This window comes from Microvirga sp. P5_D2 (assembly GCF_054049475.1).
In genome coordinates this window covers 21,146-40,240 of the sequence record NZ_JBFUMH010000038.1, presented here as the reverse complement: position 1 = coordinate 40,240, position 19,095 = coordinate 21,146, and the positions used below count along the sequence as shown (strand labels likewise).

General features: G+C 59.0%; 16 protein-coding genes, 1 tRNA gene and 1 pseudogene. 10 read left to right on the top strand and 8 right to left on the bottom strand.

Annotated features, from left to right (window positions below):
* On the bottom strand, positions 1-431 hold a 431-nt coding region (locus tag ACXJKO_RS12780), incomplete at its 3' end, for a hypothetical protein (RefSeq protein ID WP_457091469.1).
* A 391-nt stretch (positions 432-822) separates the two neighbouring features.
* On the opposite strand from ACXJKO_RS12780, the gene ACXJKO_RS12775 reads away from it, so the two are divergent.
* Both ACXJKO_RS12775 and ACXJKO_RS12770 read left to right on the top strand, forming a co-directional pair.
* A complete protein-coding gene (locus ACXJKO_RS12775; RefSeq protein WP_457091468.1) occupies positions 823-975 on the top strand; it encodes a hypothetical protein in 153 nt (50 codons plus the stop codon).
* 352 nt (positions 976-1,327) lie between these two features.
* Positions 1,328-3,127: a calcium-binding protein gene (locus ACXJKO_RS12770; RefSeq protein WP_457091467.1), complete on the top strand. Its 1,800-nt coding sequence runs from the start codon at positions 1,328-1,330 to the stop codon at positions 3,125-3,127.
* 392 nt (positions 3,128-3,519) lie between these two features.
* Here ACXJKO_RS12770 and ACXJKO_RS12765 read toward each other — a convergent pair.
* A pseudogene (locus ACXJKO_RS12765) lies at positions 3,520-3,666 on the bottom strand (dodecin); the annotation flags it as partial.
* A gap of 493 nt (positions 3,667-4,159) precedes the next feature.
* Here ACXJKO_RS12765 and ACXJKO_RS12760 point away from each other — a divergent pair.
* From ACXJKO_RS12760 to ACXJKO_RS12735, 6 genes are all read left to right on the top strand, one after another.
* Entirely contained in the window at positions 4,160-4,480 is a 321-nt protein-coding gene (locus tag ACXJKO_RS12760; RefSeq protein WP_457091466.1) for a hypothetical protein, read from the top strand.
* A gap of 132 nt (positions 4,481-4,612) precedes the next feature.
* Positions 4,613-4,963, top strand: a complete 351-nt coding sequence (locus tag ACXJKO_RS12755; protein ID WP_457091465.1) for a hypothetical protein — start codon at positions 4,613-4,615, stop codon at positions 4,961-4,963.
* A 601-nt stretch (positions 4,964-5,564) separates the two neighbouring features.
* Positions 5,565-5,870, top strand: a complete 306-nt coding sequence (locus tag ACXJKO_RS12750; RefSeq protein WP_457091464.1) for a hypothetical protein — start codon at positions 5,565-5,567, stop codon at positions 5,868-5,870.
* A 363-nt stretch (positions 5,871-6,233) separates the two neighbouring features.
* The gene (locus tag ACXJKO_RS12745; protein WP_457091463.1) at positions 6,234-6,725 is read left to right on the top strand and encodes a hypothetical protein; all 492 of its coding nucleotides are present in this window, start codon (positions 6,234-6,236) and stop codon (positions 6,723-6,725) included.
* Between the two features lie 1,098 nt (positions 6,726-7,823).
* Positions 7,824-8,000 (top strand): hypothetical protein, encoded by a 177-nt coding sequence (locus ACXJKO_RS12740; protein WP_457091462.1) that lies wholly within the window; start codon positions 7,824-7,826, stop codon positions 7,998-8,000.
* Between the two features lie 303 nt (positions 8,001-8,303).
* Positions 8,304-9,134 (top strand): IS5 family transposase, encoded by an 831-nt coding sequence (locus tag ACXJKO_RS12735; RefSeq protein ID WP_457091461.1) that lies wholly within the window; start codon positions 8,304-8,306, stop codon positions 9,132-9,134.
* Positions 9,135-9,168: 34 nt separating this feature from the next.
* On the opposite strand, the gene ACXJKO_RS12730 is transcribed toward ACXJKO_RS12735, so the two are convergent.
* The 3 genes from ACXJKO_RS12730 to ACXJKO_RS12720 form a co-directional block, all read right to left on the bottom strand.
* A protein-coding gene (locus tag ACXJKO_RS12730; protein WP_457091460.1) for an IS630 family transposase occupies positions 9,169-10,262 on the bottom strand; the annotation gives its coding sequence in 2 pieces (ribosomal slippage) (positions 9,169-9,711 and positions 9,714-10,262; 1,092 coding nt in all).
* A gap of 483 nt (positions 10,263-10,745) precedes the next feature.
* Positions 10,746-10,871, bottom strand: a complete 126-nt coding sequence (locus tag ACXJKO_RS12725) for a hypothetical protein (RefSeq protein WP_457091459.1) — start codon at positions 10,869-10,871, stop codon at positions 10,746-10,748.
* 1,081 nt (positions 10,872-11,952) lie between these two features.
* A complete protein-coding gene (locus ACXJKO_RS12720) occupies positions 11,953-12,246 on the bottom strand; it encodes a plasmid partitioning protein RepB C-terminal domain-containing protein (RefSeq protein ID WP_457091458.1) in 294 nt (97 codons plus the stop codon).
* A 259-nt stretch (positions 12,247-12,505) separates the two neighbouring features.
* Here ACXJKO_RS12720 and ACXJKO_RS12715 point away from each other — a divergent pair, with 259 nt between their 5' ends.
* Positions 12,506-14,956 (top strand): helicase-related protein, encoded by a 2,451-nt coding sequence (locus ACXJKO_RS12715; RefSeq protein WP_457091457.1) that lies wholly within the window; start codon positions 12,506-12,508, stop codon positions 14,954-14,956.
* A gap of 238 nt (positions 14,957-15,194) precedes the next feature.
* Positions 15,195-15,261: transfer RNA gene (locus ACXJKO_RS12710), tRNA-Lys, on the top strand.
* A 462-nt stretch (positions 15,262-15,723) separates the two neighbouring features.
* Here the strand turns inward: ACXJKO_RS12710 and ACXJKO_RS12705 are convergent.
* From ACXJKO_RS12705 to ACXJKO_RS12695, 3 genes are all read right to left on the bottom strand, one after another.
* Positions 15,724-16,659: a sugar-binding protein gene (locus ACXJKO_RS12705; RefSeq protein WP_457091471.1), complete on the bottom strand. Its 936-nt coding sequence runs from the start codon at positions 16,657-16,659 to the stop codon at positions 15,724-15,726.
* Between the two features lie 102 nt (positions 16,660-16,761).
* Positions 16,762-17,811 carry an ABC transporter permease gene (locus ACXJKO_RS12700; protein WP_457091456.1) on the bottom strand — a complete coding sequence of 350 codons (1,050 nt, stop codon included), beginning with the start codon at positions 17,809-17,811 and terminating at the stop codon, positions 16,762-16,764.
* Complete coding sequence (locus ACXJKO_RS12695) at positions 17,811-18,596, bottom strand: ATP-binding cassette domain-containing protein (protein ID WP_457091470.1); 786 nt, start codon at positions 18,594-18,596, stop codon at positions 17,811-17,813. The genes ACXJKO_RS12700 and ACXJKO_RS12695 overlap by 1 nt, the downstream gene beginning before the upstream one ends.
* Positions 18,597-19,095: the final 499 nt, after the last annotated feature.

Here is a 19,095-nt window from a genome sequence, read left to right as displayed (position 1 = left end):
GGATTTTGGTCTCCAGGCTGAAATGTCCGGGTCAGGACGACCGGCTGGCCATCAATCTCTGCAAGTTGAGCATCGTGTGCCATCACTTGGTCAGTCAGATCGACACGGAAGAACCCTGTCGAACCAGTTGAGATGTAAGCGGTGCTCCGCGCTGCGATAAAAGGACTTTCGTTGTGGGCTGGAAGCAGAATGTCATCGCGACCATCGTTGTTGAAGTCAGCAACGATGACGGAACCGGAACCATTTGTAGTCCTATTGCCGAGCACGCTTCCCGTCTCAATGGCCATCGTCCCATCGGCTTGTTCAGCGAGCAGCATAACGTTGACAGGCGTAATGCTCTCTCCGAGTCCAAAGGTGCCGCCCCAACTCCATCCCGAGACGAGAATGCCGGCACGTCCATTTGCATCAAGCTGGAGCACGCCGTACGGCATGGTAGCCAGATTTCCCCAACGGCCGTTCGCATCTAGGTAGGAGTCGGTGACTGGCTGCCAAAACCCAGCAATGCTAAGATTACGAAATGCTGACGTCTGATCCATTTGTGCCCGAATTCACTTTTAGTTTTGATTTGGCACTTGCCAACGCTATTCACGTTCAAGTGCGATAGCCATTCAGCTTACAGATACTGCGTTTAATATCCGCTAATTTTTACCTATCCTGCCGGTTAGGTTCGTGCGGTGCTGAGAAGAGGCTCTCTGGTTATGTGGACCATGATCCGAAAGTCTCGGCGCGGCTCATAAAGCGGCCTTACCTGAGAGATTTCGATTCAGAATGCAAGAGCAAGAGGGCGTGGTCCCTTGGAGTACAAACCCGGGTGGATGAAACTTGCCGCCCAAGCCCAAGCCCAAGCCCAAGCCCAAGCCCAAGGGCATGCGCTGGGCAACCTACGAGCGGTGGGTGGCTCGCTACGATGCCGCTGAGGAGGTGTTGAATGCTCAGCTCGTCATGGCGGCGGCACGGCTGATGAAGCAGATCTAGCCAAGCCACCCTCTATTCACAAATCAGGGAGGATAGTTGAGCGCATAGCCGGCGCAAGAGTGTGGCGGCTAACTGGTCGAATCCGATGCCAGGCAATGTACCTGAGCCTGCTTTCGAGCATTTGGCCGCTGTGCTATTCTGGGGTTAGGTCATTTGTGCCAGCACGGGCATCAGGCCGCGCATTGCTGCGGCCCGTTCCGAGGCGCTCAGCGCCACAAGACCTCCGCCCGGCTTCGTGGACTTCAGGCAGCCGCCGCTTCACCCGGCCCTCCCGGCTCCGGCCGCCACTCCCCAGCCCTCGGCCCGCTCTTTCGGGTCGAGTACCGCTTCGCCACGGCGAGAAGGAGGCACCATGGCTTCCCGGCCCTCTATCACCAACGGAAATACGTCAGCCACACCGAGCTTTCAGCTCGAGCCGGTCTTCGTCAGCCGCGGCGGCACTGAAGCAAACGATGCTCAAGGTGGCTTTCCCTCGATTTCGGCGGGCGGCCACTTTGCAGCCCATCAGAGCGTCGCCTCAGAATTCCTCGTCAACGACAAGACAGAGTTCGCCCAGAAGGATTCCGCCATCGCGCCCTTGGCGGGGGGCGGCTTCGTGGTCGGCTGGGTTGATGTTCAATCAGTTCCTCAGATAGACCCCGCAGGTGGGGCCTTCCTTCCCGTGAGCGACCAAATCCGGGGCCGGATGTTCGATCCGACGGGTCAGCCGGTTGCGTCGAGCTCGGTCTTCTCCGGGCAAGAGCAACCCACCGACACCTATTTCTCCAATGTTGATGGCATCGCCCTGATGAACGGGGATGTTGCCTTTGGCTGGAGAACCCGGCTCACCGATGTCTACGAGGAACAGACGAGAACCTTTCCCCCCGAACTGATCCCGACGAGCGACGTCACCAGACCGGAATTCGGCGGATCGTCATCTCCCCGCAGCGAACTCGAACTCGCCGCGACGACAGGGGGTGATTACTTCCTCGCCTACCTGACCGACGGAGCGGCGAGGATCGTCGCTGTCTCGGGGGATTCCAGGACCTTCCCCGGTTCTCAAACCGGGGAGTCAAAAGCTCTGTCGCTGGTGGAACTCGCCGACGACCATGCCGCGATAGTCTACTACGGACCGATCCTGCCACCTGACTTTGAACCCTTCCCAGACACGCTCAACTTCCAGAAGCTCGACGCCACGGGCATGGCGCTCGGCCCCCCGCACCTGATTCCGGTTGAGCAGGGTTCGCTCAACGCAATCAGCAGCGCGCTGCTGAGCAACGGGAACATTGTCGTCCTCCTAGGCTCCACGAGCATGATCCAGGGCACGGCATTGATCATCGATCCGGATGGCAACATCGTCATACCGGCATTCGCGGCCGGAGGCCCTGGAGGGGAGGTCGCCGCCTTGAGTGAGGGCGGCTTCGCCATCGCCTGGACGGATTCAAATCCCGCGACCGGGGACGGATCCGGCTCGGCTATCAAGACACAGGTGTTCTCGAACAACGGCGCGCCCCTCGGCCCGGAGAGGCTGGTCAACATCTCGACCTCTGGGGACCAGTACGATCCTAATGTGACAGGCCTCGCAAACGGCGAATTCGTCGTGAGCTGGACGGACGCGAGCGGCCAGGGTGGGGACGCGAGCTCCACCTCGATAAAGGCCCGCATCTTCGAGGGAGAGGTCGTCCCGCCGGTCGACGGCGTGGTCAAGGATGGGGATGAGGGCAACAACGTCCTGAAGGGCACCGGCCGCGACGATATCTTGCGTGGGCACGGCGGAAAGGACTGGCTGTTTGGCGGCAAGGGTGATGACAGCCTAGATGGTAGTGAGGACAAGGATAAGATTTCAGCGAGCAAAGGCGATGACACGGTGCTTGGTGGAACGGGCAATGACCGGATTTGGACCGGCACCGGGTCCGATGTGATCGTCTTCAATGAAGGGGATGGTCACGACCGAGTCTTCGACTTTGACCATCGCTTTGACCGCGTACGGCTTGACGTCAACATCGGCACCAACGCCATTGACGATTTTGCCGAGTTGGAAGGCCTGGTTGCCAGCGGCGAAATCGGCGTGAGCACCCAGAGGTGCAGTCTGACTCTCACCTTCGACAACGGTGACGCGCTGACGTTGAGAGGCATTCGAGAACTGTCAGCTGACGATTGGCTGTTCATCTAGGAGCACGGAGCGTCTTCTTTGGGATGCCGACCCAGACGAATGGGATCTGCCGTCTAAGCCAAAGGGAATGCGGTGGGCGACCTACGAGCGGTGGGTGGCTCGTTATGATGCCGCTGAGGAGATGCTTGATGCGCAACTCATCGTGGCAGCCGCGCGACTGATTAAGCGGCTATAGATGGCAGTTCAAGGGAGTGCTAAGCCCACGGCCTTTGCACTCCCTCACTAGCTTTAGTTGACAGCCGCTCACGAGACTTCGGTAAAGGAGTTTGGCCTGCTCAGACAATGAGTTCCGGTGCTGCTGCGCTCATATGGCCTTCGTGTTACGGATACTCGCCCTCCAGCATAAAGCCAGCCTTTAACCCGACTTGGTAGTGGCGGACCTCACCATTCTAGACATGGCCCCGGGTCTGGATGACCTCAAACCAGCGCATGTTCCTGAGCGTCTGGTCCGCCCGTTTGATAGCGGTTTGGATGGCATCCCGATTGCTATCCGTCGATGAACCGACGAGTTCAAGCACCTTATAGACATGGTCAGACATCTGGATGCTCCCTGCTGTTCCTATCAGGAGAAGGTAGGGCGCGGTCTTGGGCACGCTAGGCTGCTTTAGACCGGACCTGCGCATAGCCTGCCCGTTTCCCGGCTCTCTCAAGCGTCTGGAGAGCAGCCAATGTCTCACCCATCTTTAGCCCGGTCAGGCAGTATGGAAAGACCGTGTGCGCCATGGGCGCGGCTAGTGTCCCGAAACCGCCATACTTTCTTAAATGCTCGTTAACCTTTCGGGCGCAGCCTTTTCCTGTGCCGAGTTGGCACGGTCATTGTCCTCCCTGGAACCGGCCGTGAAAGGCGGCCCACCTTGAGCGCCCAGTATATGGCGCTCTTTCTTCGAGGCCCTTTCTGTCACTGATGACGGAGTGCTTGGGCCGGATTAGACGAGACCGTCAGTTGTTTCACAAAGGCGGTCTATCAGTGAGGGACTTGAAGATGCCCTCGCATGCATAGCGCCCATTGAACGGTACAGAGAAGGAAACACCATGATTTTCCGTATTGTAACCGCTGCTGGCCTCGTGCTTATCGCAAGCCATGCTATCGCGGCACCATCCAAGCCGAAGCCTGCCTCTGCCCTGGTCATCACCAACGCTCGCGAGGTGCCCGCGATAGACATTGCTATCGGGGCCAATGGCCAAACTGTGAGGATTAAAAAGCCGTTGGCTCCTCAGGCGAAGACCATTCTCAAGTTGCCGAAGATGACGGGCTGCCAAGTGACCGTCGCAGCGGCCTTCCCGGACGAGGCTTCGGTCCAGATGGACGAGTTCGACGTATGCGAAGACAACACCATCCGCCTGACTGATTGAGCAGGCTCGTAGTGTGCTGATCCTAGCACGGTCGATCCCCTGACCCGGTCGCACTGGCGGCTTTCCCAGAGCGCCCTGAACGGGCGCTCCTTTCCTATTTTTGGATGGATCTCTGCCGCAGTTCGGACGAGCATGGCGGATAAAGGCGAAGATGAAGGCGGCTCTGCTGGGGATGAGGACCCGGATGAATGGGACCTGCCGCCGAAGCCGAAGGGGATGCAATGGGCCACATACGAGCGGTGGGTGGCTCGCTATGATGCGGCTGAGGAGATGCTCGATGCGCAGCTCGTCATGGCAACGGCACGGCTGATGAAGCGGCTTTGTGGTTGGTTCAGTTCAATCCAGCCAAGGCTGAAGAAGCGGCTTGGCAAGCTGCAGCTGCCGCACAATGCCCTGATGGGGAACGCCTCTTTGCTGCAGAAAGGCCTGGATCTGCTGCTTGGCATCGTCCCACGACAGCCCCTGCTGATAGCAGCATTCTAAGTACTTCAAGGTTCGCTCGCGGTTCAGCTCAGGAACCGCGAGCGGCACCCGCTCATCCATAAAACACTGTGCGACCAAATCCTCGCATGCCATCGGGAGCCTCGCAGGCTGGGGCTGTCGACCCCACGTTGAATTTTTGCTTGGGCCAGCCAAAAAGAATACGCATGGCGGTTCTCTCGACGGGCTTCCTGCCGTGGTACTGTCTGTCTGCGGCTGCACAGCCGCAAGTGTAATCTTGAAGCGAGAGGAGCTATCCCATGGCACATCGCGAACAGCACGGGAACCGAGAGGCGAAGAAGCCCAAAAAAGACCAGGGAAGCCGAAGCGCCGAGCCCAAGAAGTGGGACGTCACGGAAACTGTGGAGGCAAAATCTACGTCGAAACACTAGAAGGTTTCGCCTCGTAAAAGGGTTCCGCAAGACTCGATTCGAGCAGGAAAGCCACCTATCAGGGTCTTCGACTGCGGCGCGTCCTTTCGTGCTTCGTCCGGAGCCGAAGATATCCTTCTAGGACAGAGCGCTTGTGACCGTGGCCGCCTGCAGATGCCGCACAAAAGTTGCTGAGGTAGGCGCGAAGACAGAAATTCTTGGGAGTCCGAAAGATGGCATTCATGACGCCACAAGAGCGCGCTGAGAGCCTGCGCGAGACGATCCATATGTATATCGGCTTGGTTGAGGGCGACGGAGCTGGGCATTCTTGGCAACTGACGGACAAGGGCTTTGCCAGGATTGCCGCCGTCATTCGTGAAGCTGAGAACGACGCGTTGGAGAGAGCTGCGGAGCTATGTGAGGCGGTGCATCTTGGAAACCGGACGCGCTATAGCATCCTGCTAGGTCCAGATTATCTGGTGACGAGAAGTCTGTTATCGCGGGAGCTTGCCACGGCAATTCGGGCGCTGAAGCACTAGGGTCGAAGTTGATTTCGTCCGGCAGGTTGAAGAAAACCTAGAACACCAGGGCCAAGCGACTTTGCGACCACTCTGCAACTTAAGAACCAGCCAGAGCGTTATTTTCTTGAGTGTAGCCATCTCGGCTGGGGACTCGTTACTAGCCATGCAGCTTGGCCGTTGGCTGGGTTGGCGACGTTCTTCCTAATTTCAGGGGGGAGGCGCCATGGTGCCAGTTTTTCGTTAGCTGTCGTTTGTGTTGTTGCTCTCTCTGCCATAGCAGAGGGCGCCCCATCCCGAAAACGGAATCCTCCTGTTCCAGCCAAGCCGGTACCTCAGCAAGCGATTCAGGAACCGGATGAGTTCCGGTCGTGCGATGTGGCTGTGCGCGAGTTCGTTCAGGGAAAAAAAGAAGCCGCTGCGCTTCCTGTCACCGAGGTCAAGGCTGACACCTTGCGGATGACGTTGAACTTCGTCCATCCCTACGGCGAAAGTGGAGACACGCCACCCAACCTCGCCTTCATACGCGGTGTGTCAATCGAAGAGCGCCGCAAGGCATTGAATGAGGCAAAGCAACGAGCACGATTGCTGGCCGAAGCGGCGAAAACTGGAAACGTCTGGTACGTCATCGCTGTAACCAAGGAGACTAGCCCGGGCGAGGAGCGCTGCAGCTCAACGAGCGCCCCAGCGAGCGAAGGTCAGCAGCTTTCTGCAAACGCCGTAGTGATGGCGAGCATTGAGGGTCGGTGCATAGCAGTTTCACAGTATGAGGTCGTTCCTCTCAACAGCCTGAGCCCGGATTTGCAGCAGGCTCTTGGTCAGCGGGAGCGAGAGGCAGCGCCCGCTGAGAATCCCCCGTCACTGCCGCCATCATGACCATCAGGGCGATTGCGTGAGCAAGCCGTCAGTGCTGCCGTAGAGATTGCGTTAGGCATGCCCCCTAACAGCTATCGCAGCGCCTTTAGCAAAGTGGTTTCGGTTCAGAAAGCAGGGGAGCGCATTAACGCACAGTTCAAGGCGCGGCTTCTTGTTGATAAAGATTCAGCTGAGTGGCACCTGCCGTCCAAGCCTAATGGCATACGGTGGGCGACCTACCAGCAATGGCTGGCAGAGTGTTTCGCGAGCGCCTGCTGAGTTCGATAGTCGGTCAATGGCAGCAGTCCAGCCAATCGACTCGGGTTAGCCAAGAGATTTCGATTTAGAAATCGACAATGTGGCAGTAGCCGCTGCGCTGACGGCCTAGGATCGTGGGAATTGCAATTAATCGACCGCGAGAGGCGAGCCACGACTGAGTCATATAGAGCCTTGCTCCGTACAGGATACTCAACATGAAGTTCATGGGCCGCGCCGCAGCCCTCAAGGACCTTCCTATAGACGATGTTGTCTCCCTTGATCCCAGAGAGCACGAGCCAGCTATTTCCTTCAGCCTTGTAGGTCAGACGGTCCAACCCCGTGTGTTCGAGCAACCACGCTTTGTACTCCTGGAACGTGTCTGTGACGACAGAAGGGCCATAGCTTGCTGAGATCCATAGTCTCGCCCCGTCAGCAGATTTGAATTCTCGGCCATCGCCGTTGGCCGGCGGGGGCTCGGCGGGCTTGAACAGGTAGCGTGGTATCTCCACGGTAGTCCCAAACCGCTCATTCGTGTAGCGGGCCCATCCCTTGCCCAGAGGTGTCCAGGTGTCCTCAGCAAGGGCTGGGCTTATGGCGACAGGACCGGCAGCGAGCGTCAGGACTGCTATACAGAGCGGAATAAGGTAGTGCCTCAAGGCTTTCATTAACGAGTTGGCCCCACGTTCCAGGGCCGTCTCCTTATGCGGCGCCCAGCGGCTAAACCTCTACTATTAGGGCGCTGTCCGGAAGCCTCTTATCCACACTCTTCACAGGCTTGGTTGCAGAAGAGGAACCTCTCTCGACAGCTCTGCTTATCTAAGTAGATGTTCGCTTTATGTTCTTTTTTAGCGTGGCACGAGGATGGGCAGACCCAAGCTGACAGTGGAGCAGGTCCTGGAGGCGCGGCTGCGCTACGCCTCTGGCGAGCGGGAGTACAGCAAGCTCGCCCGCGACTTCGGGGTGAGCCGGGAAGCCATCCGCAATGCGGTTGATGGCCTGACCTTCAAGTATCTTCCTATGCCGCCCAAGAAGCGCTGATGAGTACCAATCGCAATCATCGCAATCCCCGCCGCGCTTATGATGAGCACGGCAACGAGATCCCGCCAGTCACTGTGGGACGGAGTCTCGTTGATGGGTACAGGACCGTCATGGCCTACTGCGAAGCCCACAACTGCGGCCATGGTGCTGAGATGCCGCTGAAGGGGTGGCCCTCCGCCCTGCCGGTGCCTGAGAGGCTGGTGAGCAATTTTATTGCTCGATGCAAGTGTTTGATTCAGCATAGGTTTGGTGCTGGGCCGCTGCGGCGGATGCGGGCTGTTTCACGATTAGGGAGCCCGTGCCATGGAGGTCTGTTCTTACGTCAGCGATCTCACCGATGCTGAATGGGCGCTGCTCGAACCGCTGATCCCCCGCAGTCATCCCGCTGGGCGGCGGCAGACTTATCCGTTACGGCGCATCGTCGATGCGATCTTCTATCTGCTGCGCACCGGAGCACAGTGGCGGTTGCTGCCCCACGAGTATCCCTCGCGTGGTGCCGTCTTCTACCACTATGCCCAGTGGCGCGAGGATGGCACCTGGGAGCACGTCACTCAGGTGCTGCGGGAGAGCTACCGCCGCACAATGGGCCGTTCGCCCCAACCGACAGCAGCGATCATCGACAGCCAATCGGTCAAGACCACTGAGATGGGCGGACCACGCGGATACGATGGCGGCAAGAAGATCAAGGGCCGCAAGCGCCATCTTCTCGTTGATACGCAAGGCAATCTGTTGAAGAACCGGGTGCATCCAGCCGACATCCATGATCGCGCAGGGGCCGAATTTCTGCTGGAGGGTCTGCAGCATCTCTTTCCGGCGATCGAGCGGATGTGGGCTGACACGGCATATCGTGGGCTGAAGGACTGGTTGCGCAATGCGCTGGGCTGGCAATTGTCCATTCCGCAGCACTGGTGGAGCGGCGGCACCTGGATGCGGGCTGACGCAGAGCCGCCGACGCGCCCGAGTGGCTTTCAAGTGCTCGCGCGAAGGTGGGTGGTCGAGCGGACAATCGCCTGGTTGACCACCAGTCGACGGCTCGCCAAGGACTACGAACGCTTGGTCGAGACCGGCGAGATGTTGCTCTATCTCGCCATGAGCCGCATCCTGCTGCGTCGCCTCACGCGAAAAGAAAGATAATTGCTCACCAGCCTCTGATACCAGGTCCTAGTGATCAGAACCCGTGTGCCCAGTCGCGCAGGCCGATCGACATGATGGTCCACGGCTGCTCGTTGAGCTTGTTCCACGCCGCGCAGCAGTGATCGAGGATGTCCTCGTAGGATGCGAACACCCGATTGGAGATCCAATTCTCGCGCATGTATTGCCAGATGTTCTCGACCGGGTTCAGCTCAGGGGCTTTCGCCGGCAGCGGCACCAGGGTGATGTTGGGTGGCACCTGCAGTTTGCGCGACACATGCCAGCCCGCCCGGTCCAACAGCAAGACGGCGTGAGCCCCCGGCGCCACCGCCTGCGCGATCTCCTTCAGATGTTCATTCATGGCCTGTGTGGTGCAGCGGGGCAGCACCAGGCCGGCTCCCTTGCCGTGCGCTGGGCAGATGGCCCCGAAGATGTAGGTGGAGGCGGTGCGCAGATCCCGCGCGGCCGAGGGACGGGTGCCGCGCTTGGCCCAACGCCGCGTGATCTTGTTCTTCTGGCCGATGCGCGCCTCGTCGGCAAACCAGATCTCTAGCAGCTTGCCATGAGCCTCGTGGGTCGCGATCTCCGCCACACGCGTGGGTAAGTCTTTTTAAAAGCGGCCACGGCGGCATCGCTCTTGGCGTGATGACGCGGGCGGGCCGACAGCTTGCGATAGCCCAGCGCGCGCACTTCCCGGCTCAGGGTCTGCTTCGAGATCGGCAGGCGGTGCTCATCCCAGAGCCACTGGATCAGGTCGGCCAGGCGCCAGCGCACCACCCCGTGCACTGCCGGGATCGGGCCGGCCTCGATCATCTGCACCAGCAGCTGACGATGCTGATCGGTGAGCCGTGAGGGCTGGCCCGGAGGCTTGCGGTCGATCAGCCCCTCAGGGCCCTCAGCGTTGAACTTGAGCACCCAGTCGCGCACGATCTGCAGCGTCACCCCGCCAATCCGCGCCGCCTCGGTGCGCGCGGCACCCTCATAGATCGCCGCCAGTGCCAGAAGCCGCCGCGCCTGGGCGGCGTTCTTCGTCTTGCGGGCGAGTGCGCGAAGCTGAGATGCATCAAAGTCAGGCCGGAGTGGGATGGGCATGGCGAACCTCCCTGGTTCGCCAAACTGAATCACACTCATCCCAGTCCGGGAAATCACGAACGAGTCAGCTCTTCAGGGACTTGGTATGACATGGCATTTAAGCTGCGATGCTCGAAGTGTGGGAGCCGACGGATTAGAATGATGGTCAATGTGAGGGAGCTGTACGCAAAGGCTTATGGCGCAGGTCTAGCAAACCGGTGAGCGTTCCTGCGGTTCGTTGTGTAAGGAAGCGTTTACCTTTCGGGCGCAGCCTCGTCTTTGTGCCTCCTGGCACGGTCGTTCTCCCTGATGGTCGCAATCGCGGCCCACCTAGAGCGCCAGCCGAATGGGCGCTCTTTTTCTGCAGCCCCTTCGCTGCCAAGAGCTTACAAAGCCATATGCACACCAGTGAAGGTGAAAAAGCTGCGGCTGCAAGGTAAGTGTGAGGCTGCGACCGCCGCTTTATGGCTCACGAGCGATATGAAAAATACGCGTGCTAGAGGAAAGTTGGATATCCCATCCCCAAGTCAGACGCGCTGAGCGCTATTTCTTGGATCCAGTGCTTGCGTTCACCGTTCCCTTTGTAGAAGGCGCGGCGGCAATCGTCTTCGGCTTTGCTGCTTTCGGTTTTTTGGTTTCGCGGTTTCCGCGCTGTTCGCCCTTAGCCATCTCTGCTCCTCCTGCTCTTGTCCCGAGTTTAACATCGGTCGCCTTCCAGAGGAACGTTGAGGCCTTCAAAGAAACCCTTATCGCCCTGAAATAGAACAAAAGGTTGGGTGTCTATCTGCCGGCGATGAGGCACCCACGATACTTGAACCGGATCCATTCCCAGCGGATGCCGCTTCTGGAGCCCTTCGGATCGTTACTATCCTCCGAGCAGTCTCGTCGGGCTCTGGCGTTGAGGTCGAAGCTCGCGCCAGCCCTGGACATAGGCATGAACCACCTCGCCTGTTTCCCCATTTCGCCACGCCCCGTCGACTCTCTCACACGGGAACGGAAGAATGTATGTCCCTACATGATCTTCAGCCAAGACTTGAACCAACTGGCCAGGGGCAGGTACCCGGTCAGTGACGAATCCTTCTAGGCGTGCCTTTCGAGTGGCCATCTTTTCGTTTGTCTCGGCTCTAAAGGTCGTGGAATAGCGCGGCTATGACCGCCAGTAGAGGCGTCCTCAGCACAATGGCAGACTGTCCCTGTATAGATGGTGTTCTGTAGGCTTATGAGCGTTCACGTGTTCTTTGGGGCAGGACAACGGCAGAGCTTCTAACGAGTTCTGGTCCACCATGAAGATTCGGCAGGGGTGGAAGCCAAATGCACCGTCCCAATATGCAAATGGCATATCGACGCAAATCTCTGAGTGAGCAAGCCTAAGATTTCGACAGCCAAGCTACCCGCAAAGGTGGGGAACACGGTAGGGAAGGTCGAAGCCTTCAAGCATATTTTCAAATTACTTCAGTTGCTTACCTCAAAGTAATGGCGGTGGAGGCAGTCACCCGCGAACTCGTCTCGGACATATCTTCCTTGATACAGCCCGAATTACTGGGAATTTTGCCCTCTTTGAGCTTTTGTCCACGAAATTCAGCAGAGAAGATCTCAATATTTCAGCGCCTTACGAGAGAATTCCCTAACCGGGCGAACAGGGAAAATTATGCGACAAACAGTGAAGGAAATAAGCCATAACAAGGAATGCTGTTACTCCAGCTGACCTATCAGCTGGAGCGCTCCCGTATATTCTTGACGACGGGACCTATTAGGTGACTGCTGTCTGAGACTGATCCAGCGACGAAGCTGCGATAATCGCTCGGAACTCGCAAGCGATCTCGCCGTGATGTTTCATGAGGTATGCTCCGATGGCCGGATTGCCCATTAGCTTGTTCAGGTAGCCCGCGGCAGTGACCAGATGAAGGATGTCATCCCCATAGGAGGCTTCGATCTGCTTGAAATCTTGTCGCAGTCCTCGTGACTGAACGTGACACCCTAGTGCAACCCGCAGAGGCGACGGTTTTTCTCTGAAGCGAATAATGTGAGTGGAATCCGCCTGCACCGGCGGATCCCTTGATGTTGGAGTCCGCCATAAACATATACGACCAAGGAAAAATCTGACAGCTCAATACATAAACTTCGTAATCCAAACATAGTCAGGAACGTTTCCGAAAGTTACGGGCGCTATCGCTCGACACCCCCTGAAAACAAGTGCGCACTTCTGGAGTTGAGCTCCGGCGTATGGCCGATTCTGCGGTAGAAGGCGCCCGTTGAACGAGGTTGGAGCAGCGGAAAACGTGCTCTGCCCTGCGGAATTATGAATGTCTAAGAAATCAAAAGCCTTCGTCAGCATCAATCATCTGCCGGGAATTCTGCTTGCAAGTGCGGCCGAGTGCGAGCGCTGGATTGAGGCCAGGCTGATCCCTGTTGCCGAGTACCAGACGTTCCAAAAGCGTGGGCGCATTTTCGAAGCCCCCATGTTCGACCCTAAAACCATCGCACAGCTGGCGGCCGAGGTCCCGGCGTGGCGAATGCAGGGTGAGAATGTCGATGCCAAAAGGCATGCGCGCTCCAACCCCAAGAAAGCCGACAATCTAACCGTCCAGCCGATCGATGACGCGGCCCATCGGCGGCGACAGAGAATCCTCGCGCCTGTCCGGACGAACGCGGGCATCTATGTGGCGGAGGATATCCGAAAGATCGAAAGCGGCCGGTGGAAGCCGGAGCGCGTCTTTGCCGGCTACCGGGCGGTGTTCAGCCAGCCCATGCAGGTCTTGCCTGACAGCAACTCCACGGACATCGTCATCGAGTTTGCCTTTGCAGAGCCCCTCGAAGTTGCAGCCGTTGTCCTGGATCCGGCCCGCGTCGGGCGGGCCGAGATTGCCGCTGCATCTGATGCCCTCAAGGCCAAGCTGATCGAGTTGCGGGACGCCACCTTCGCAGTCTGCGAGGCGGAGCTGGCAAGCTGGCGCGATGAGCTTGAGACCTATCTTGCCGCTTATGAAGATGCTGGAGAGCGCGAGGCCATCCTGGGCGGTATCCAGGCTGCGATCGAGAAGCTCGACCGGATCCATGCCTCTGACAAGGGCGGTCCGGCTGGCGCTGGGCGCAAGCTTCGGCAGAAGCTCGATGATCTCCGCTCTAAGGCTACCGCCAGACGGCTCCGGCACCTGCGCGATGCGCAGATCCGTGAGGCCTCCGGCTATGAACGATATGCAGCGATCTTTCCCGTGGCCCGCTCCCTGAACCGCAGGTTCCTGTTCCTGGCCGGACCGACCAATTCCGGCAAGACCTATGAGGCCCTCAAACTCGCCCGTGAGGCCGAGACGGCCGAGATCCTGTCCCCCTTACGGCTTCTCGCGCTGGAGCACTACGAGCGCATGAGCGAGGAGGGCATGGCCGCCGGCATGGTGACGGGCGAGGAGCGTGTTCTGCCCGAAGGCGTGACGCATATCGCTCGCACCATCGAGACGCTGGATCTGCACCGGCTGGTTGATGTCTGCGTGATCGACGAGGTCCAGATGCTGGGCGATCCGAACCGGGGCTGGGCATGGACTCAGGCCATGATCGGAGCTCCCGCGCGTCTGGTGGTTCTGACCGGCGCGCCCGAGGCGATCCCGTTGGTCGAGCACCTGCTTGCGATGACCGGTGAACCTCTGGAGGTGAAGATTCTTAAGCGCAAGGGCAGGCTGCGCGTCGAAGGCGTTCCGGCCTATCTCAAGAAGCTGTCCCGCGGCGATGCCGTCGTGGCCTTCACCCGTAAGAACGTTCACGATCTTCGAGCGCAACTGGTGCAGGCCGGGCGCACGGTTGCGACCGTTTATGGCGCCCTTGGACCGGAGGTCCGCAGGGCCGAGGCGGCGCGCTTCCGCAACGGCGGGGCTGAAATCCTCGTGGCGACCGATGCCATTGGCATGGGCCTGAACATCGGCCCGTTGCGCCGTGTCGTGTTCTCCACCTTGCGCAAGTTCGATGGCGTGCGCGAGAGGCAGCTCACGGCCATGGAGATCAAGCAAATCGCCGGTCGGGCAGGGCGCTTCGGTCATCATGACGAAGGGCTTGTAACGGCCCTGCCGGAAGCGGGGGAGTATGCGCAGGTCGAGACCATTATTGGAAATGCCCTAAAGGGTGATGCTGGCAAGTTGCGGGGCAAGGCCTATGTCCGCCCCAACCAGGAGACGGTTTTGTCCGCGAGCGAAGTGCTGCAGACCGACCGGCTCGGTCGTGTTCTCCGGCACCTGAACGACACTCTGGTTGCCGGCCATCCGGATCTTCGCATGGCTGACATGGAGGAGATGATCGAATTGGCCACGCTCCTCGACACCGTGGATCTGCCGATCCTCGACCGCCTATCGTACTCAATGGCACCTGTTGATGGACGGGAGCAAATGGCAGTCGAATTGCTGCTCGACTGGGCCCGGCAGCATGCGCGCGACGGGCGCGTTCAGGCGCCGGACTTCGGCATCAATACCGACCTCCTGAAGCTGGAAGCCCGAGTGAAGATCGCTACCACATGGCTCTGGCTGGCTCAGCGTTATCCGGGCGTATTCGAGGAATTGGAGGCAGTCGTGGACCTCCGGGCAAACCTCAATGCGAAAATCGAGGAGAAGCTCGTTACCAGCTCTGTGTCTCAGCACAAGAGACCCGATGAGAAGTCATGGCGGGACAGGCGCGCGAAGAAGCCCCAGCGGCAGGGGAAAAAGCGGCGCAGCTGGATGGATGCGGATGCAGGCGACGTGGAACAGCATCGCGTCCGAGGGCGGTCGTCCTAGGCTGCGAGCTCCTGCTCTACGAGTGCTACCCAAAATCGACGCCTGTGGGATCGCATCTTGGTTGAAGGATCTCCGTTCCTTACCGTCCGCCTTGAACGGTGCTCATCATGGCACTGTCGAGAGCAGATCTTGTTCCGGTCCCTATTCCGTGGCCGGAAAGCTCTGCCGGTCCGTTGGTTGGGCTGCTGCGTCAATCCCGCGGCCTCAGACCCGACCTGCAAGCTGCGGCCGCTGGCCTGAGAGCTGAAAAGAGCATCTGACTTTTAATCAGAGCGTCCTGGGTTCGAGTCCCGGCGCGCTCACCACCTCAAACCCTTAACAGGCAAGGGTTTAAGGGCTTTCCTGTCTCTGCAGGCCCGCGTCTTCTTTTCTCTCGGGTAACGCCACGGGTAACAGCAGACGAAACTCGAGCAGGCCGTGCAAACTCCGACTCACTTTGCGCTGGGTAGCCAAAGGTCCGCAATTTCGCGATGAGCAGACCTTTACACGGGTGCTCCTAGATACGGCCTTTGACCCGTAACAGACTAGTGTGGGGAGATGGAAAACGCTCCGATCCCATGTCTGCGCCGGAGCGCTCACAGCCAATTCAGCGATCCTGCAACTTGGTAGGGGTATGGCTGCGGTTCAGATCATGCTCTAGGAAACGGGTGAGCGGCGAGAGGGAGAGTTCGCGAAGGTTCACGAAAAACGTCATTCGTTAAATCGAAACGGTCGTCCCGGGCCAAGGATTGTCCAAGGACGACCTACGTGTTCATGAAGAGATAGGCCTACTTCAACATGGACGTGACGTTGTCCTTGGTCACCCGGTCAATGCCGGCATAGACGATGTCTTGGACCTTTTCGCCCTTCTTGAGCTGCAGAAGGATATCCATCGCCTTCTCGCCCATTTCATAGGGTCGCTGGCCAACGAGAGCGTTCGCATAGCCATCGCGCAGCAGTTCGAGCTGCACCTTCAATGTATCCGCGACCACGAGGGTGAACTTGCCTTGGTCCATCGCGCTCTTGTTCTTGTTCACAAAGCTCTTGTACGCTTCGGGAACGAACATCGGCCAACCGCCGACCGGCACAATAGCGGCGAGATCAGGGTTGGCGGTCTTCAGATCCTGCATCTGCTGCACGGCGAGTGCCAGATCATCGTTGCAATACGTGGGCGAGCCTGACACTTCCGTCCACTTTGATCCTTTCAGCGCATCGCGCACGCCTTCGACGCGTTCCTTCAGGTTGGCAGCGGCAGGGCCGCCGGACACCATGGCGAATTTACCGCCTTCAGGCCGGATCTTCAGGAGTTCCTCGCCCAGCGCGCGCCCCATTGCACGGTTGTCGGTGCCCACATGGGCTTGGCGTGCGGAGTTGGGAGCATCAGCGTCGAACGTGATGACCGGAATGCCCGCATCGCGTGCCGCCTTGATCACGCGCACTGCGGCGGCAGCATCCGACACGGAGACCGCGATGCCGTCGACTTTCTGGCTGATCAGATCCTGAATGATCTGGGCCTGGCTGGCCGGCTCATGCTCGACAGGGCCTTTGTAGATGCATTCGACGTTTCCGAGCTCTTTCGCCCGCTTCATGCATCCGTCACGGGAGAGATCGAAATAGGGGTTGTTCATCGCCTTCGGGAGGATGGCGAACTTGTAGGTCTGCTGGGCCGATGCGGGGGCCGTCAAAGCGGCTGCAGCGACCGCAGCAAGGATCAGGCGTTTTATCATGTCTTCTTCCTCCTGGTTGATTGCGGCCCCATGGTTTAGGGTCTTCTCATAGCTGGCTTCTTTCGTCCGGCTGTTTGAAGCTGCCTTTGAGGACAGTGTCTAAGATGACATTCGCAAGGTGCGCAGGCGGTCGACCAGAACCGCTAGAATGATGATCGCGCCGACGAGTACGATCTGCCAATAGGCGTTGATGCCCGCGAGAACCAGACCATTGCGGATGACCTCGATAAGAAGAGCCCCGATCACGGCTCCGGCCGGTCCACCGATGCCGCCGTTAAGATTGGCGCCGCCAATGACGGCAGCCGCAATAATCGTCAGCTCGTAGCCTGTCGCCAGATTGGCCGGAGCTGAGCCAAGCCATCCCACCATCAGGATGCCGGCAAAGCCCGCGGAGAGGGCGGACAGCATATAGACGGCAATCTTCACCCGCTCGACAGCAATACCAGTGAGGGCCGCTGCCTTCTCGTTGCCGCCTAAGGCGAAAATATGCCGCCCGAACGCCGTGTGATGAAGAACGACACCGATGATGATTGCAAGTATGAGGAGATAGACGATGGCCACGGGCACGCCGGCTATGTTGCCGTCGGTGATGGCGTAGAAGAGATCAACATCCGGACCGGTCGGAGCTTGCCCCCGTCCTTCCGTGACCGCATAGGCAAGGCCACGCACGATGGAGAGCATGCCCAGCGTCGTGACAAAAGGTGAGAGGCCGACCCGGGCGATCAGCAGCCCGTTGGCCAAGCCAATGAGCAGGGCGACGCCGAGGCCGGCACCCAGCGACACTAGCATTCCGGCGATCGGAACGCTGTCGAATGCGGTGCCGCTCAGGGTCTGCATGACGATGGCACAGGCGATGGCCGACAGTGCCATGGTGGAGCCCACGGATAGATCGATGCCGCCCGTGACGATCACGAGCGTGACGCCAAGCGTCACGATGCCTACGAAGGAGAAGTTCTTCGCCACGTTGGCTAGGTTGCCCGGGCTGAGAAAGGCCGAACTCAGGAAGGACATTACGATCATGATTGCGATGAGGGCAGCCGCGACATAGGCAGTCTGGCTCGCGAAGAAGCCGCGTCGCCACCAGCGGGTTCGCCCCACATTCGAGAAGTCGCTCGTCTCGGAGCCGGTTGCCGGAGAGATTTCGGTCATCACGCCGCTTCCTTGGCGCCCGTAATCAGGGCAGTGACCTCCTCGGGGCTCGACTGGCCGATCAGCTTGTCGGCGACCTTAGTTCCGCGCCGCATAACGATCACCCGTTCACAGACCGAGAACACATCAGGCATGCGGTGCGAGATCAGGATGACGGCAATTCCTGCATCGCGCAGGCGGCGGATGAGATCGAGAACCTCGGCTACTTGGCGGACTGAAATAGCCGCCGTCGGCTCGTCCATGAGAATAAGCTTGGCCTTGGCAAGTCTCGTCCGTGCAATCGCGACGGCCTGCCGCTGGCCGCCCGACATAGCGCGGACGACGTCATCGGGGCGAGTCTCTGATTTCAGTTCGCGAAACAGATTTGCCGTCCGCTGGTTCATGGCAGCGTGATCGAGGAAAGAGAAGGGGCCGACCCTACGCTTCAGCTCGCGCCCGAGAAATACGTTGGCGGCAGCCGTCAGGTTATCGGCAAGGGCGAGATCCTGATAGACAACTTCGATCCCGACGGAGCGGGCATCAACTGGCTTCGTGAAGTGAACCTCCTGATCCTCGAACAGGATCCTGCCATAGGAGGGGAGGAAGTTGCCCGCGATGATCTTCACTAGGGTCGATTTGCCGGCGCCATTGTCACCCATGAGGCCAACGACCTCGCCAGGCTTGATCGTGAGGTTGACATGAGAAAGAGCACGAATGGCGCCAAATTCCTTCCCGACGTCCTGCAGAACGAGGAGTGACAAGCTGCTTCTCTCCCTTTTACTCCAGGCTTTTCGCCCGGGCGGCATCTTCGCGCCGTCGCTGATCAAAGCACGAGATCCTGTGCAATGTCATCTGCTACTTCGGGTGAGACAGACCCGATTGGGCCAACCCGAGAGTGTGATGGCGCTCATCTCGCGTTGATGGCTCTCACTGCAAAATCTGTCTTGTCGAGCGTGATCAACACCTCCCACACACCAAGCATCGTCCCCTTGTTCCGAACGAAAATCATTGATGCGGACCGCCCCAAACCGGCCCTTGTTCGCCATTCAGGAGTCACAGCATTGCCGAGGAACCTTTAAATCGGGAAGGTCCGTTTCTGGCAGATTTTGTTGAAAAACTCCCGCGCCCTACTTCATCGGTCTATTACTAGCATCACCGGGCCAGACGAGGCCCAGCATCCTGTATGCTGCTCACCCAGAAGTCGGCCTTTGCGGAGTTTTTCAACAGTATCGGCACGAAGCTGAAGTAAGCCGGATGTCTTGGTTTGCACGAGGAGCGGACCTTCGCACGGTTGTGGCTAGCGAC

What these genes read in the sequence shown, in the direction of transcription:
- ACXJKO_RS12735 (WP_457091461.1), top strand. Translation starts at nt 8,304, where the DNA reads ATGGAGGTCTGTTCTTACGTCAGCGATCTCACCGATGCTGAATGGGCG.
- ACXJKO_RS12755 (WP_457091465.1), top strand. Translation starts at nt 4,613, where the DNA reads ATGGCGGATAAAGGCGAAGATGAAGGCGGCTCTGCTGGGGATGAGGAC.
- ACXJKO_RS12695 (WP_457091470.1), bottom strand. Translation starts at nt 18,596, where the DNA reads ATGCCGCCCGGGCGAAAAGCCTGGAGTAAAAGGGAGAGAAGCAGCTTG.
- ACXJKO_RS12700 (WP_457091456.1), bottom strand. Translation starts at nt 17,811, where the DNA reads ATGACCGAAATCTCTCCGGCAACCGGCTCCGAGACGAGCGACTTCTCG.
- ACXJKO_RS12725 (WP_457091459.1), bottom strand. Translation starts at nt 10,871, where the DNA reads ATGGCTAAGGGCGAACAGCGCGGAAACCGCGAAACCAAAAAACCGAAA.
- ACXJKO_RS12740 (WP_457091462.1), top strand. Translation starts at nt 7,824, where the DNA reads ATGGGCAGACCCAAGCTGACAGTGGAGCAGGTCCTGGAGGCGCGGCTG.
- ACXJKO_RS12770 (WP_457091467.1), top strand. Translation starts at nt 1,328, where the DNA reads ATGGCTTCCCGGCCCTCTATCACCAACGGAAATACGTCAGCCACACCG.
- ACXJKO_RS12760 (WP_457091466.1), top strand. Translation starts at nt 4,160, where the DNA reads ATGATTTTCCGTATTGTAACCGCTGCTGGCCTCGTGCTTATCGCAAGC.
- ACXJKO_RS12750 (WP_457091464.1), top strand. Translation starts at nt 5,565, where the DNA reads ATGGCATTCATGACGCCACAAGAGCGCGCTGAGAGCCTGCGCGAGACG.
- ACXJKO_RS12715 (WP_457091457.1), top strand. Translation starts at nt 12,506, where the DNA reads ATGTCTAAGAAATCAAAAGCCTTCGTCAGCATCAATCATCTGCCGGGA.